We start from the raw sequence: 14644 nt of genomic DNA, 5'->3' as shown, positions 1-14644 counted from the left end.
CTACTCTCCTCCCCCGTCTTCCTCAATTTCCACCGAAGTCTCCATCGACTCCGCGTTCCGGGCGAGGGCCACCACGCTGTCGCCTTCAGCGAGATTCATCAATCGCACTCCCATGGTCTGGCGGCCGGACTGCTTGATCTCACCGGCACTCGTCCGGATCACCCCGCCGGCGAACGTGATCGCGAAGACCTCGTCCTCTGGGTTGACCATGACGGCACCGACCAGCTTGCCACGGGAAGACACGATTTTCGCAGTAAGCACTCCCCTACCGCCACGTCCTTGAACTGGATACTGCTCCACTGGCGTCCGTTTTGCGTACCCACCCTCCGTGGCGATAAGCACATCTTGACCATCGGCGAGCCGATTCATGGCGAGAAGTTCGTCACCATCGAGGAACCTCATGCCGATCACACCGCTGGTCGCGCGGCCCATGGGCCGCAGCGCCTCGTCGGAAGCGGTGAACCTGATCGACTGGGCTCCCTTGGAGACCAGCAGCAGGTCGTCCTGCTCGGAGACCAGGCGGGCTCCGATGACCTCGTCGTCATCCCGCAGGTTGATCGCGATCAGGCCACCGGACCTGGGGGAGTCGTACTCGGACAGGCGGGTCTTCTTGACCAGCCCGCTGCGGGTGGCGAGGACGAGGTAGGGGGCGACGTCGTAGTCGCGTAGGTCGAGAACCTCCATGACTGTTTCGTCGGGCTGCATCGCCAAAAGGTTCGCGAGATGCATGCCACGCGCGTCACGCCCGGCGTCGGGCAGCTCGTACGCCTTGACCCGGTAGACCCGGCCCTTGTTCGTGAAGAACAGCAGCCAGTGATGCGTCGTGGTGACGAAGAAGTGGTCGACGATGTCGTCCTGGCGCAGCTGGGCGCCGCGCACGCCCTTGCCGCCGCGCTTCTGCGCCCGGTAGAGGTCGGTACGCGTGCGCTTGGCGTAACCGCCCCGGGTGATCGTGACGACGATCTCGTCCTCGGCGATGAGGTCCTCGATCGACATGTCGCCGTCGTAGGCGATGATCTCGGTCTGCCGCTCGTCGCCGTAGCGGCCGACGATCTCGGCGAGCTCCTCGTTGATGATCTCCCGCTGGCGTGCCTCGCTGGCCAGGATCGCGTTGTACTCGGCGATCTGCGTCATCAGGGAGTCGTACTCGTCCTGGATGGCCTGCCGCTCCAGGGCGGCCAGCTTGCGCAGCTGCATGTCGAGGATGGCCTGAGCCTGCACCTCGTCGATCTCCAGCAGCGCCATGAGGCCCTGCTGGGCGTGCGAGGCGGACTCCGAGGCCCGGATGAGGGCGATGACCTCGTCGAGCCGCTCAAGGGCCTTCAGCAGGCCGCGCAGGATGTGGGCGCGCTCCTCGGCCTTGCGCAGGAGGTAGCGCGTCCGGCGGACGATGACCTCGATCTGGTGGGCCACGTAGTGCCGGATGAACTGGTCGAGCCGCAGCGTGCGCGGCACCCCGTCGACCAGCGCCAGCATGTTGGCGCCGAAGGTGTCCTGGAGCTGGGTGTGCTTGTACAGGTTGTTGAGCACGACCTTGGCGACCGCGTCGCGCTTGAGCACGATCACCAGGCGCTGGCCGACCCGCGAGGAGCTCTCGTCGCGTACGTCGGCGATGCCGGTCAGCTTGCCCTCGCGCACCAGCTCGGCGATCTTGAGGGCGAGGTTGTCGGGGTTGACCTGGTACGGCAGCTCCGTGACGACGAGCGCCTGCCGCCCCTTGTCCTCCTCGACCTCGACCACGGCCCGCATGGTGATCGAGCCGCGCCCGGTGCGGTAGGCGTCCTCGATGCCCCGCCGCCCGACGATCAGCGCCTTGGTGGGGAAGTCGGGCCCCTTGACCAGCCTGATCGCCGCTTCGAGCAGCTCCTCGTCGCCGGCCTCGGGATTTTCCAGGGCCCACTTGACCGCCGAGGCGACCTCGCGCAGGTTGTGCGGCGGGATGTTGGTGGCCATGCCGACGGCGATGCCGCCCGAGCCGTTGACCAGCAGCTGCGGGAAGCGCGCCGGCAGGACGTCGGGCTCCTGCGACTTGCCGTCGTAGTTGGGGCGGAAGTCGACGGTGTCCTTGTCGATGTCGCGCAGCATCTCCATGGCGATGGGCGCGAGCTTGCACTCGGTGTAGCGCATCGCCGCCGCCGGGTCGTTGCCCGGCGAGCCGAAGTTGCCCTGCCCGTCGACCAGCGGGTAACGCAGCGACCACGGCTGCGCCAGGCGTACCAGCGCGTCGTAGATCGAGGTGTCGCCGTGGGGGTGGTAGGTGCCCATCACGTCGCCGACGACGCGGGCGCACTTGAAGTAGCCGCGGTCGGGACGGTAGCCACCGTCGTACATCGCGTAGAGCACTCGCCGGTGCACCGGCTTGAGACCGTCGCGGACGTCCGGCAGCGCTCTGGACACGATGACCGACATCGCGTAGTCCATGTAACTGCGCTGCATCTCGGACTGGATGTCCACGGGCTCGATGCGCTCAGCCGGGGGAGTGGTGTTCACGTCCGTCACAGGTGATGATCCCTTTTCTCACTAAACGTCGAGGAAGCGGACGTCGCGCGCGTTGCGGATGATGAAGTCGCGCCGGGCTTCCACGTCCTCGCCCATGAGCACGCTGAACAGGTCGTCGGCCTGCGCCGCGTCGTCGAGCGTGACCAGGCGCAGCAGCCGGGTCTCCGGGTTCATCGTGGTCTCCCAGAGCTGGCTCGCGTTCATCTCGCCGAGACCCTTGAAGCGCTGTACGTTGTCCCGCGGCCGCGGGTCGGCCTTGCCGTTGGCGATCCCTTCGGCGATGACCGCGTCGCGCTCGGAGTCGGAGTACGCGTAGGACGCGTCCTCGCCCTTGCGGTCCCACTTGATCTTGTAGAGCGGCGGGCACGACAGGTAGACGTGGCCGGCCTCGATCAGCGGCCTCATGAACCGGAACAGCAGCGTCAGCAGCAGCGTGTTGATGTGCTGGCCGTCGACGTCGGCGTCGGCCATGAGGATGACCTTGTGGTAGCGCAGCTTGGCGATGTCGAACTCGTCGTGCACCCCGGTGCCCAGGGCGGTGATCAGCGCCTGGACCTCGTTGTTCTTCAGGACCTTGTCGATCCGCGCCTTCTCGACGTTGAGGATCTTGCCGCGGATGGGCAGGATCGCCTGGAAGCGCGAGTCGCGGCCGCCCTTGGCCGAGCCGCCGGCCGAGTCACCCTCGACGATGAACAGCTCGCACTTCTCCGGGTCGTTCCACTGGCAGTCGGCCAGCTTGCCCGGCAGGCCGCTGCCCGACTCGAGCAGCGACTTGCGCCTGGTCAGGTCGCGGGCCTGGCGGGCGGCGAGGCGGGCGCGCGAGGCCTGCAGCGACTTGTTGATGATGTCCTTGGCCTCGCCGGGGTTGCGCTCGAACCAGTCGCGCAGGTGGTCGTTGCAGGCCTTCTGCACGAACGACTTGGCCTCGGTGTTGCCCAGCTTGGCCTTGGTCTGGCCCTCGAACTGCGGCTCGGACAGCTTGACCGAGATGATCGCGGTCAGGCCCTCGCGGACGTCCTCACCGGAGAGGTTGTCGTCCTTGCCCTCCTTGAGGAACTTCTGCTCCCGGGCGTAGCGGTTGACGATCGTCGTCAGCGCCGCGCGGAAGCCCTCCTCGTGGGTGCCGCCCTCCGCGGTGTTGATCATGTTGGCGAAGGTGTAGACCGACTCGGAGTAGGAGTTGTTCCACTGCATGGCGATCTCGACCGCGATGCCGTCGCCCTCCTCCTCGAAGGAGATGATCGACGCGTGCGCCGCCTCCTTCTTGGCGTTGAGGTGCTGGACGAAGTCGGTCAGACCGCCCTCGTAGCAGTAGGTGACGGTGTGGACCTCGCCGTTGACGTGGTCGGGGCGCTCGTCGGTGAGCGTGATCGTCAGGCCCTTGTTGAGGAAGGCCGTCTCCTGGAAGCGGCGCGAGAACGTCTCGTAGTTCCAGGCGGTGGTCTCGAAGATGTCGGGGTCGGGCCAGAACGTGATCGTGGTGCCGGTCTCGTCGGTGCCCTCGCCCTTGGCCAGCGGCGCGAGGGGCTTGGACATCTCGTAGCGCTGGCGCCAGAAGTGGCCGTTCTGCTTGATCTCGACGTCCATGGCGGTGGACAGCGCGTTGACGACGGCAGAGCCGACGCCGTGCAGGCCGCCGGAGACCGCGTAGGACTGGCTGTCGAACTTGCCGCCCGCGTGGAGCGTGGTCAGCACGACCTCGACCGCCGAACGGTTTTCCTTCGGCATGATGCCAGTGGGGATGCCACGGCCGTTGTCGACCACGCGTACGCCGTTGTCGGCCAAGAGCGTGACGTCGATCCGGGAGCAGTAGCCGGCGAGGGCCTCGTCCACCGCGTTGTCCACGATCTCGTAGACGAGGTGGTGCAGGCCGCGCTCACCGGTGGAGCCGATATACATACCCGGGCGCTTGCGAACCGCCTCAAGCCCCTCGAGTACGGTGATAGAGCTAGCGTCGTAGGACAACTGCGAAATCCTCCTGCCGCGGACACGCGGCGGGGGAGGCCATCGACCTGCGAAAGCTGCCCCTACCGTGCCCGTCACCGTCGTGAGTGCCCCGATGCGCGGTCACCCAAGGGAGTCGGCTTACCGCCGGGGTGACACGCAAGCGGACGTGTCCGGAATCCGTCTTCATTCTACCGGGTCCGGAGGCCGAAGGTGGCAAGGAACGCGCCTGTGATGGCTCCTAGCTCGTTTTGCCCCCTGGTAAGCATCCCCCCTTCGGAAAGGGGGCTTATCGCGTCTGTGGCTTTCTGATCGCCCCATGGGCCCAACCGGAGCAGCAAAACCGCCTGCTGCGGAAAACCGCTGATCGAGGCTATCCGTACGTGTCGCCCGGGCCCCGGCTTCCGGTCACCCGCAACCCTCCGGACGGCCGCGGCCCGTTCTGCGGGCCTCTGACCTTGACCTTTGTGACGGTGCCGTCGCCGAGCTCCTCGTTCAGCCGGCGTACGAGGGTGCGCGCGAGCAGCCGCACCTGCGTCGCCCAGGCCGTCGAGTCGGCCACGATCAGCACCTCGCCGTCCTCGAACGACTCTGGCTTGGTGTGAGCGGCCAGGTCAGGACCCACGATGTCGATCCAGCGCCCGAACACCCCACCGACCGCCGCCGAGCGCTCCCAGCCGCGGTCGGCCAGGAGGTCGGCGATGGCACGTCCGAAAAGCTGTGGATCGCCGCCCTCCCTGCGCGGCCCGGCCGCCTTGCGCCTGGGCTCGCGCCGGGGGAGCTGGCCGCGCTTGGCCGCGTCGGCCTTGGCCTGGGCGAGCTTCTCCCTGGCCATCGCGGCGCCCCTGGCCGCGGGGTTGTCGTCAGCGGACACGCGTCACGTTCCCTTCTGCGACGTCGAACCGGCCTCCCACCAGCTCCGCGGGCACGTCGTCCGGTACGGCGGCGGTGATGAGCACCTGCTCGGCCGGCGCGACGATCTCGGCCAGCCGCCGCCTGCGCTGGCTGTCGAGCTCGGCGAACACGTCGTCGAGGATCAGCACGGGATCGCCGCCGTCGGCCCGCAGCAGGTCGTACGCCGCCAGCCGCAGCGCCAGCGCGAACGACCAGGACTCGCCATGGCTGGCGTAGCCCCGGGCGGGCAGGTCGCCCAGGCCGAGGATCAGGTCGTCGCGGTGGGGGCCGACGAGTGTGACGCCGCGCTCGAGCTCCGCCGGACGGACCTCCAATAGCCGTTCCCGCAGCCGTTCTTCAAGGGTTTTCCCCAAGTCTGTGGATAACGTCTGTGTATCGAAAGATCCCCGCTCACCGGCGGCTTCGTCTTCCTGGACACCCTCATCCGTATCCCCACCTGTGGACAACGTGCTGCGGTAGGCCAGCGTCGCGGGGGCACTCCCGGGAGCGAGCCCGGAGTAGGCCCCGGCCACCAGCGGGCGCAGCGCCTCGACGAGCTCCAGCCGTGCCCGCAGCAGCTCCGCGCCGTGCCTGGCGAGGTGGGCGTCCCACACCTCCAGAGTGCTCAGCACGTCGCCCGCGCCGGCCGCGGCGAACGCGGTGTCGCTCTCGGCCCGTCTGGCACCCCTGCTGCCCCTGCGGGCCTGCGCGGCCGTACGCAGGAGCGCGCCGCGCTGCTTGAGCACCCGGTCGTAGTCGGCCCGTACGCCGGCGAACCTGGGCGTCCTGGCCACCAGCAGGTCGTCGAGGAACCGGCGCCGCTCGGCCGGGTCGCCCTTGGACAGCGACAGGTCCTCGGGGGCGAACAGCACCGTACGCAGCAGCCCGACGACGTCGCGGGCCCTGGACACGGGGGAGCGGTTGAGCCTGGCGCGGTTGGCCCGCCCCGGGTTGAGCTCCAGCTCGACCAGCGCCCGGCGGTCCTCCCTGTGGACGGCGCAGCGCACGATCGCCCGCGTCGCGCCCCTGCGCACCAGCGGCGCGTCGCTGGACACCCGGTGGCTGGAGTGCGTCGCGACGTAGCCGAGGGCCTCGACCAGGTTGGTCTTGCCCTGGCCGTTGGGCCCCACGAACGCCGTGACGCCCGGCTCCAGGCCGAGCTCCACGGACGCGTACGACCTGAAGTCGGTCAGCGAGAGGTGGGCGACATGCACCCCACGAGGTTAGTGCGCCTCGGGGATGCCTGGGGTCACCGACGCTCGGTCTCGCGCGGCGGGACCACGTCGGCGCCGGGGGAGTCGGCCCCCTTTTCGGTGCCGCCCTCCGCGGAGGTGGTCGCGTGGCCGCCGAACTGGTTGCGCAGCGCCGCGACCACCTTCATCGCGGGCGAGTCGTCCTGCCGCGAGGCGAACCTGGCGTACAGCGAGGCGGTGATGACCGGCAGCGGCACCGCGTGGTCCACAGCCGCCTGCACCGTCCACCGGCCCTCCCCGGAGTCCTGTGCATAACCTCGCAGCTGCTCGAGGTGCTCGTCGTCGTCCAGCGCCCGCACCATGAGGTCGAGCAGCCAGGAGCGGATCACGGTGCCGGTGCGCCAGCTCTTGAACGAGCCCTTGACGTCCTTGACGACGTCGGAGGCTTCGAGCAGCTCCCAGCCCTCCGCGAAGGCCTGCATCATGCCGTATTCGATGCCGTTGTGGACCATCTTCGCGAAGTGCCCGGCGCCGACCTCGCCCGCGTGCACGAAGCCGTCCTCGCCCTCGGGCTTGAGCGTCTCGAAGATCGGCATGAGCCGGTCGACGTTGGCCTGGTCGCCGCCGCACATGAGCGCGTAGCCGTTCTTGAGGCCCCAGACGCCGCCGCTCACGCCGCAGTCGACGAACCCGATGCTCTTCTCGGCCAGCTCGGCGGCGTGCTTCTGGTCGTCCACATAGTGGGAGTTTCCGCCGTCGACGACGATGTCGCCGGGGTCGAGCAGCTCGCCGAGATCGTCGATCGTCGACTGGGTGGGCTTGCCTGCGGGGACCATGACCCAGACCGCCCGCGGCTTCTGCAGGCGTTCGACCAGCTCCTTGAGGCTGCCCACGTCGCTGATCGCGGGATCGCGGTCGTAACCGACGACGTCGTGGCCTCCGCGGCGCAGGCGCTCGGCCATGTTGCCGCCCATTTTGCCCAGTCCGACCATGCCGATCTGCATGTTGTCCTACCCCCTTGTCAGACTTCCATCATCCCCGATGACAGGATCAGCCTGACAGGCGGATGGGCATGATCAGGTAACGGTAGTCCGTAGCGGCTCCGTCATCCACAGGCTTGCCACCGGTGAGGATAGCGGGCTTCGTCGACGTGGTCATCTGAAGTCGCGCAACATCCGAGTCGATCGCGCCCAGTCCTTCGAGCAGGAACTGGTGGTTGAAGGCGATGTTCATGTCCTCGCCCTCGTAATCCACAGGCAGGGCCTCGACGGCCTGCGCCTCGTCGCCGCTGCCGGCCTCGAGCACGACCTCGCCGCTCTTGAACGCCAGCCGCACCGGGGTGTTGCGCTCGGCGACCAGGGCGACGCGCTTGACCGCCTCCACGAACGGCCCTGTGGACAGGTCCGCGCGGGCGGAGAACTCCGTGGGCAGCAGCGACCGGTACTTGGGGAACTCGGGGTCGAGCAGCCGCGTGGTGGTCCGCCGGCCGGCGCTGGAGAAGCCGATCATGCCTTCGCCGGTGCCGCCGGCGGAGCTGAGCGCGATCTCCACCTCGGCGCCGGTCGTGCCGAGCGCCTTGGCCGTGTCGGCGAGGGTCTTGCCGGGGATCATGGCGATGGCGGTGAAGTCGGGCTGGCCCGGCTGCCACTTCAGCTCGCGTACGGCGAGGCGGTAGCGGTCGGTCGCGGCGAGGGTCACGGTGTCGCCCTCGATCTCCATCCGCACGCCGGTGAGCATCGGCAGGGTGTCGTCCCGGCCTGCGGCGACGGCGACCTGGCCGACGGCGGAGGCGAACACGTCGCTGCCCACCCGGCCGGCGGCCGGCGGCATGGCAGGGAGGGACGGGTAGTCCTCCACAGGCATGGTCAGCAGTGTGAATCGAGCGCTGCCGCAGGTGACGACCGCCTTGGCGCCGTCCACCACGAAGTCCACAGGCTGTGCGGGAAGTGCGCGGGTGATCTCGGCGAGCAGCTTGCCCGAGACCAGCACGACGCCGGCCTCACCGGTCTGGAGTTCGAGCGTCACCTCGGCGGAGACCTCGTAGTCGAATCCGGACAGCTTCAGCTGCTGCTGCTCGGTGACCTCCAGACGCATGCCGGCGAGTACGGGCACCGACGGGCGCGCCGGGAGGCTGCGTGCCGTCCATGCCACCGCCTCAGCGAGAACGTCTCGCTCGATTCGGAACATCACGGTGATCGGCCTCCTGGGTTCGTCGTTGATTCAAGTGTTCACTCTCCCGCACCTGAGCTCCGGGAGAACCCCTCTATGGGTCTTGAGTTTCTTAGTTAGAGAGATAAGAGGTCATCACACTAGGGGCTGTGGAAACTGTGGACAACCGGCGTTCTGGCTGTTCAGCGGCCCTGTTTTCATCCACTGAGGGTGTGGGTGACGCCTGGGGAGAACTCGCGCGCCTGGGGATGAAGGTTCTGTGCACACAGGCTGTCCCCAGATCTTGGGGCCTTCATCCACCGGTTATCCACGAGGTTTCCACAAGTTGTCCACGGGGTAAAAGGGACGCTGCTGGAGTCCCAGATCGCCTGTTCACAGGCCGTCCACACGTTATCCACGAGTAGTCCCCAGGTTCTCCCCAGGGTGTCCCCAACCTTGTCCCCAGGCCCTGTGGGGGATTTTTCCGGGCATTGTGTGGCGAAGAGCCGGTGCGTTTCGGCGTTTCCGCAGATCCACAGTGTTTTCCACAGGCTGTGCATGATGTTCAGGCCCCGCGGGATGTCCGCTTGATACGCAAAGTCAGCTCGTTGACCTGGTTGTACATCGACCGGCGCTCGGCGATGAGCGAGCGGATCTTCCGCTCGGCGTGCATGACCGTCGTGTGGTCGCGGCCGAACTGCTGGCCGATTTTGGGCAGCGACAGCTCGGTCAGCTCGCGGGCCAGATACATGGCGATCTGCCGGGCGTTGACGAGCGCCCGGCTGCGTGAGGTGCCGCACAGGTCGTCGATGCTGATGCCGAAGTAGTTGGCGGTCTCGGTCATGATCGCCGCGATGGTGATCTCGGTGTCGGACTCCGAGGTGATCAGGTCCTTGAGCACCACCTCGGCGAGCTGCAGGTCCACACCCTGCCTGTTGAGGCTGGCGAACGCGGTGACCCTGATCAGGGCGCCCTCGAGCTCGCGGATGTTGGTGGAGATGCGGCTGGCGATGTACTCCAGCACCTCGGGCGGCGCGGCCAGGCCCTCCTGGATGGCCTTCTTCCTGAGGATCGCGATCCGGGTCTCCAGCTCCGGCGGCTGGACGTCGGTGATCAGGCCCCACTCGAACCGGTTGCGCAGCCGGTCCTCCAGCGTGGTCAGCTGCTTCGGCGCGCGGTCGCTGGAGATGACGATCTGCTTGTTGGCGTTGTGGAGGGTGTTGAAGGTGTGGAAGAACTCCTCCTGGGTCTGCTCCTTGCCCTCCAGGAACTGGATGTCGTCCACGAGCAGGATGTCGATCGCCCGGTAGCGGCCGCGGAAGCCGTCGGCCTTGTGGTCGCGGATGCTGTTGATGAAGTCGTTGGTGAACTCCTCGGAGCTCACGTATCTGACCCGCGCGCCGTCGTACAGGCTCTGTGCGTAGTGCCCGATCGCGTGCAGCAGGTGCGTCTTCCCCAGCCCCGAGTCTCCGTAGATGAAGAGCGGGTTGTACGCCTTCGCGGGGGATTCGGCCACTGCCACGGCCGCCGCGTGGGCGAACCGGTTGCTGGCCCCGATGACAAATGTCTCGAATGTGTACTTCTGATTAAGTCTGGCCGGTTCGCTGGGCTTGTTGCTCTTCGCTTCCCACCGGTTCGGTGCCGGCTCAGGCTCTTTTTCCACAGGCGGTGTGTACGGCTGCGCCTGTTCAAAAGAGAAGCCCGGCTGTGGATATTCGGTGGATATCTGGGGCGGCTCAGGCTGTGGAGAATAGAACTGCGGAGGCTCCGAAGCCTGCTGGTGCTGCGGTGGCGCGGGCTGTGGATAGAGCGGGTGGCTCTCCACATTCTGGGGATAACTCTGAGTCACAGGCTGTTGATGGGGGTCGACCGACGGCGGCTCCGGCGCCGTGGTGTCGATCATCACGGCCAGCCGCATGGTCCGGCCGAGCTCCTGTGACAGCGCGTGCGCCACGAGCGGGCGCAGTTTGCCCTCGATGAGGTCCTTGAGGAAGTCGTTGGGCACGCCGAGCACGATCGTGTCGTTCGCCAGCGCGATCGGGCGCACCATCGAGAGCCACGTACGCTGCTGGATCGGCACGTTCTCGTTGAGGAAGTTGCTCAGGGCCCTACCCCATACCGTGCCGAGGTCGACACCGTTCATGGTGCGGTTCCCCTCCTTCCTCTCGCGGCCCCCCGCGATCGTTTATCCACATGCGCGGCCGCCCGCGGTGATCGGCGGCCCCTTCGTCCACAACCTGGCGGCCGGGCTTCGTGCCCAGGTCCTCCACAGGAGATCCACAGGTTGTGCACAGCCCTTGAGCGGCTTCGGGAAGGCCCGACAGTATCTATGTGCACAGCTGTGTTCAAGGCATTGTCCACAGCCTAGTGGCACCTGGGTGCACATACTGTGGACGCAGGCTCGGCGGTGGAAAAGTCGCCTGTGGAAAGGTGGATAACCCGTCCAGTTTGACCTGAGGGCCACTTCCCCCGTAACGTACGACGGTCGGCTTGTCACGCGACGGCTATTTCGCGTGCCCTCGCTTCCCTGGCAGGCCATCCATGTGTGTACAGCGCCCTTGCGGCGTACCATCAAGCCTGGAGCCCACCCGTGAGCAAGCGTACTTTCCAGCCGAACAACCGTCGCCGCGCGAAGACCCACGGCTTCCGGCTGCGGATGCGGACCCGGGCCGGTCGCGCCATCCTCGCTTCTCGCCGCCGCAAGGGCCGCGAGAAGCTGTCGGCCTGATCGTTCCGCGCGTATATGGCCCGCCGGTGCGTCTTGCCGGCGGGCGATAGGCGTATACGGTGCTGTCCCATCAATCCCGCATGCGGCGCGGGGAAGAGTTCGAGGCGGCGGTCAGGCGCGGGAAGCGCGCAGGTCGCCCGACCCTTGTGGTGCATTTCGCCACTTCGGGGGAAGAGTCCCCTCGAGTGGGTTTCGTGGTGAGCAAGGCCGTAGGCGGCGCCGTGACCCGGAACAAGGTCAAGCGACGGCTCCGACACCTGATGCGGGACCGTCTCGACCGGCTGCCGCGAGGTAGCCTGCTGGTGGTACGCGCCAATCCACCGGCCGCGTCCGCGCGATTCGAGCTGCTGGCCGCCGAGCTCGATTCCGCACTGGAACGTTTGCTCAGGCGGCGCGAGTCCTCGACGGGTGGACAAAAATGACGGAGCAGCCGCCAGGGGTGGCGCCGAGCCTCGCCGCTCGGGCGCTGATCATCCCGATCCGGTTCTACCGGGCGTTCATCAGCCCGATGCTCGGTCCACGCTGCCGTTTCTACCCGTCGTGCAGTGCGTATGGGCTCGAGGCGATCGCCACGCACGGAGCGTTGCGCGGCATATGGCTGACTGTCCGGCGCATCGGGCGGTGCCACCCATTCCATCCCGGAGGTATAGACCCGGTGCCCCCACGCCCGGTCCGGTCCCACGAAACGCAAGGGAGATAGCTCGGTGGAGCTGTCCTGGCTCAACTGGCTGTACACAGCCGTCGCCCAAGTCATTACCTGGATCCACCAGGCATACAGCACGGTGCTCGACCCGAACAGCGGCTTGACCTGGGCGCTCACCATCATCACGCTGACCATCTGCATGCGGATCCTGATCTTCCCGCTGTTCCTCAAGCAGATGCGCTCGTCGCGAAAGATGCAGGAGCTGGCGCCGAAGGTCCAGGAGCTCCGCAAGCGCTACAAGAACGACAAGCAGCGCATGAACCAGGAGGTCATGGCGCTGTACCAAGGTGCGGGCGCCAACCCCCTCGGCGGCTGTCTCCCCGTCGTGGCCCAGTTCCCGATCTTCATCTCGATGTTCACCGTGCTGCGGGCGATCGCGGCGGACCAGCCGAAGTTCGGCATGACGCAGGAGCTGGTCGACAGCGCCAAGCACGCCCTCATCCTGGGCGCCCCGCTTCCTGCCACGTTCTTCGAGGCCGCCCAGATCCACGAGAAGATCATCATCGGTTGCTTCGTCGCGATCAGCTCGCTCACCACCTTCCTCACCGTCCGGCAGAGCGTCACCCGCTCGATGGCCCAGATGCCGGACAACCCCATGGCGCAGCAGCAGAAGATCCTGATGTACATCTCGCCGCTGTTCGCCTTCTTCAGCCTGAACTTCCCCCTGGGCCTGATCCTCTACTGGGTCACCACCAACCTGTGGACGCTGGGCCAGCAGCACTGGTTCTACAGCCGGCACCCGATGCCGCAGTTCGACGCCAAGGGCAACGCGGTCCCCATCGAGGCCAAGCCCGGCCTGTTCGCCAAGCTTCGCAAGACCACGCCCGAAGAGCAGGCGCCTCCGCCCCCGCCGGAGCCTAAGATCGTCAGGCAGCAGCCAAGCCGCCAGTCCCGCAGCAAGCGCACCGGCAGCAAGAAGTCTTGAACACGAAGGAGAGGCCGGCCATGACCGAGGCCGAGCAGGAGAAGGCTCCTGATCTCAACGCGCTGGAGCAGGAAGGCGAGATCGCTGCCGACTACGTCGAGGGCCTTCTCGACATCGCCGACATCGACGGCGACATCGACATGGACGTCGAGGGCGACCGCGCCATGGTCTCCGTCGTGGGGCTCAAGGGCAACGAGCTCGTCGGGCCCGGGGGAGAGGTCCTGGAGGCGCTCCAGGAGCTGACCCGCCTCGCGGTGCACCGGCAGACCGGCGAGCGCTCGCGCCTGATGCTCGACGTCGGGGGCTACCGCGAGCGGCGCAGGGCCGAGCTGACCAAGCTCGGCACCGAGGTCGCCAACGAGGTCAAGGACGGTGGCGAGCCCCGGTCGTTGCACGCGATGACGCCCTTCGAGCGCAAGATCGTGCACGACGCGGTGGCGGCCGCCGGGCTCCGCAGCGAGTCCGAGGGCGAGGAGCCACACCGCTACGTGGTGGTCCTGCCCGCCTGAGGGGTGTCAAGCCATCCGATCCGGCCGTCTGCCCGCACGTACGCGTGGTGGACGGCCGTTTCGCATTTATGCTCTTTTATCCCTGTACGTATGTCGTAGCGCGCATATATGCGCGCATGCCCCTTGTTAACGCTCCCCATCCGGACCGGGTCACACCGACGGCGGCGTGCTGAAAGGTCGCCTTCAGACCGGCCCGCTAGTCTTCCACTGTGATCTCACCTTTAGCCTTGGGTAGAGACCACCCGGCTTCCCACCGAACAAGGGCCACCAGCCCCAGAAAGGGCCACCGACCAGTGAGCGATGAGCTTCCGGCGCCGCCGGACATAGCGCGGGACGTCTTCGCCGGGGAGGCTTGGGAGCGCGCGAACGCGTTCGCCCAGCTGCTGGCGGGGCCCGGCGTGGTCCGTGGACTGCTGGGTCCGCGTGAGGTGCCCAGGATCTGGGATCGCCATCTGCTCAACTGCGCGGTCGTGGCCGAGGCCGTGCCTGCGGACGCGCACCTGGTGGACATCGGCTCCGGCGCCGGGCTGCCCGGGCTCGTGCTGGCGATCGTCCGGCAGGACATCAGGGTCACGCTCCTGGAGCCGCTGCTCCGCCGTACCGTCTTCCTGGAGGAGTGCGTCGAGGCGCTCAAGCTCGACAACGTCGAGGTGCTGCGCGGCCGGGCGGAGGAGCTGGCGGGCAAGCGTGAGTTCGACGTGGCCAGCGCTCGCGCGGTGGCGCCACTCGACCGGCTGCTGAAATGGGCCATGCCGCTGCTCCGCGAGGGTGGCGAGCTGATCGCCATGAAGGGGGAGCGCGCCGCCGAGGAGCTCGCCGAGGCGGAGTCCCAATTGCGGGCCATCGGGGCACGAACGGCCGAGCTTGTGACCGTCGGGCACGGTAAGGTCGAGCCGCCTGCAACATTGGTTCGGGTGGTAGCGGGTCGCGCGCCGGAGCGAGCCAGGCGTCGACGAAGGAGGTGACGGTCGTGCCAGTCGCGTCAAGCGGTCTTGGCTGGCCGGACAGCCGTCCGTCTGAGAGTCCAAGCGGGGTTGGCTGGCCCGAAATGGGCGTGTCGCGACAGTCAATTCCCGGCACCGGCACACCACTGGTTGAAAG

The 14644-nt window shown here is 67.3% G+C and carries 13 protein-coding genes; 6 read left to right on the top strand and 7 right to left on the bottom strand.

The annotated features are described in order from the left end of the window. From gyrA to dnaA, 7 genes are all read right to left on the bottom strand, one after another. Nucleotides 1-2499: a DNA gyrase subunit A gene (gyrA, locus tag H4W80_RS35385; protein WP_192789041.1), complete on the bottom strand. Its 2499-nt coding sequence runs from the start codon at nucleotides 2497-2499 to the stop codon at nucleotides 1-3. 21 nt (nucleotides 2500-2520) lie between these two features. Continuing rightward, the gene (gene gyrB, locus H4W80_RS35380) at nucleotides 2521-4464 is read right to left on the bottom strand and encodes a DNA topoisomerase (ATP-hydrolyzing) subunit B (RefSeq protein ID WP_192789040.1); all 1944 of its coding nucleotides are present in this window, start codon (nucleotides 4462-4464) and stop codon (nucleotides 2521-2523) included. Between the two features lie 352 nt (nucleotides 4465-4816). Next, nucleotides 4817-5317 carry a DciA family protein gene (locus H4W80_RS35375; protein ID WP_318787209.1) on the bottom strand — a complete coding sequence of 167 codons (501 nt, stop codon included), beginning with the start codon at nucleotides 5315-5317 and terminating at the stop codon, nucleotides 4817-4819. After that, nucleotides 5307-6551 carry a DNA replication/repair protein RecF gene (recF, locus tag H4W80_RS35370; RefSeq protein ID WP_192789039.1) on the bottom strand — a complete coding sequence of 415 codons (1245 nt, stop codon included), beginning with the start codon at nucleotides 6549-6551 and terminating at the stop codon, nucleotides 5307-5309. Before recF ends, H4W80_RS35375 begins: the two co-directional genes overlap by 11 nt. 35 nt (nucleotides 6552-6586) lie before the next feature. Next, on the bottom strand, nucleotides 6587-7534 hold the full coding sequence (gene gnd, locus H4W80_RS35365) for a phosphogluconate dehydrogenase (NAD(+)-dependent, decarboxylating) (RefSeq protein WP_192789038.1): 948 nt from the start codon (nucleotides 7532-7534) through the stop codon (nucleotides 6587-6589). Nucleotides 7535-7580: 46 nt separating this feature from the next. Continuing rightward, a complete protein-coding gene (gene dnaN, locus H4W80_RS35360) occupies nucleotides 7581-8720 on the bottom strand; it encodes a DNA polymerase III subunit beta (protein ID WP_192789037.1) in 1140 nt (379 codons plus the stop codon). Between the two features lie 523 nt (nucleotides 8721-9243). Then, nucleotides 9244-10821 (bottom strand): chromosomal replication initiator protein DnaA, encoded by a 1578-nt coding sequence (gene dnaA / locus H4W80_RS35355; protein ID WP_192789036.1) that lies wholly within the window; start codon nucleotides 10819-10821, stop codon nucleotides 9244-9246. Nucleotides 10822-11268: 447 nt separating this feature from the next. Here dnaA and rpmH point away from each other — a divergent pair, with 447 nt between their 5' ends. From rpmH to rsmG, 6 genes are all read left to right on the top strand, one after another. After that, nucleotides 11269-11406, top strand: a complete 138-nt coding sequence (rpmH, locus tag H4W80_RS35350) for a 50S ribosomal protein L34 (protein ID WP_020547366.1) — start codon at nucleotides 11269-11271, stop codon at nucleotides 11404-11406. A gap of 80 nt (nucleotides 11407-11486) precedes the next feature. Continuing rightward, nucleotides 11487-11828, top strand: a complete 342-nt coding sequence (rnpA, locus tag H4W80_RS35345) for a ribonuclease P protein component (RefSeq protein WP_221520410.1) — start codon at nucleotides 11487-11489, stop codon at nucleotides 11826-11828. Continuing rightward, a complete protein-coding gene (yidD, locus tag H4W80_RS35340; protein ID WP_192789034.1) occupies nucleotides 11825-12106 on the top strand; it encodes a membrane protein insertion efficiency factor YidD in 282 nt (93 codons plus the stop codon). The genes rnpA and yidD overlap by 4 nt, the downstream gene beginning before the upstream one ends. A gap of 4 nt (nucleotides 12107-12110) precedes the next feature. After that, on the top strand, nucleotides 12111-13034 hold the full coding sequence (gene yidC, locus H4W80_RS35335; RefSeq protein ID WP_192789033.1) for a membrane protein insertase YidC: 924 nt from the start codon (nucleotides 12111-12113) through the stop codon (nucleotides 13032-13034). A 20-nt stretch (nucleotides 13035-13054) separates the two neighbouring features. Then, nucleotides 13055-13543 (top strand): Jag family protein, encoded by a 489-nt coding sequence (locus tag H4W80_RS35330; protein WP_192789032.1) that lies wholly within the window; start codon nucleotides 13055-13057, stop codon nucleotides 13541-13543. Nucleotides 13544-13836: 293 nt separating this feature from the next. Then, nucleotides 13837-14508, top strand: coding sequence for a 16S rRNA (guanine(527)-N(7))-methyltransferase RsmG (gene rsmG / locus H4W80_RS35325; RefSeq protein ID WP_192789031.1), 672 nt, complete (start codon nucleotides 13837-13839; stop codon nucleotides 14506-14508). Nucleotides 14509-14644: the final 136 nt, after the last annotated feature.

This window comes from Nonomuraea angiospora (assembly GCF_014873145.1).
Lineage (GTDB): Bacteria > Actinomycetota > Actinomycetes > Streptosporangiales > Streptosporangiaceae > Nonomuraea > Nonomuraea angiospora.
Note: the sequence above shows the minus strand (reverse complement) of the source record. Positions and strands in the feature narration are given on the sequence as shown.

What these genes read in the sequence shown, in the direction of transcription:
- rnpA (WP_221520410.1), top strand. Translation starts at nt 11,487, where the DNA reads ATGCGGCGCGGGGAAGAGTTCGAGGCGGCGGTCAGGCGCGGGAAGCGC.
- yidD (WP_192789034.1), top strand. Translation starts at nt 11,825, where the DNA reads ATGACGGAGCAGCCGCCAGGGGTGGCGCCGAGCCTCGCCGCTCGGGCG.
- H4W80_RS35330 (WP_192789032.1), top strand. Translation starts at nt 13,055, where the DNA reads ATGACCGAGGCCGAGCAGGAGAAGGCTCCTGATCTCAACGCGCTGGAG.
- gnd (WP_192789038.1), bottom strand. Translation starts at nt 7,534, where the DNA reads ATGCAGATCGGCATGGTCGGACTGGGCAAAATGGGCGGCAACATGGCC.
- dnaA (WP_192789036.1), bottom strand. Translation starts at nt 10,821, where the DNA reads ATGAACGGTGTCGACCTCGGCACGGTATGGGGTAGGGCCCTGAGCAAC.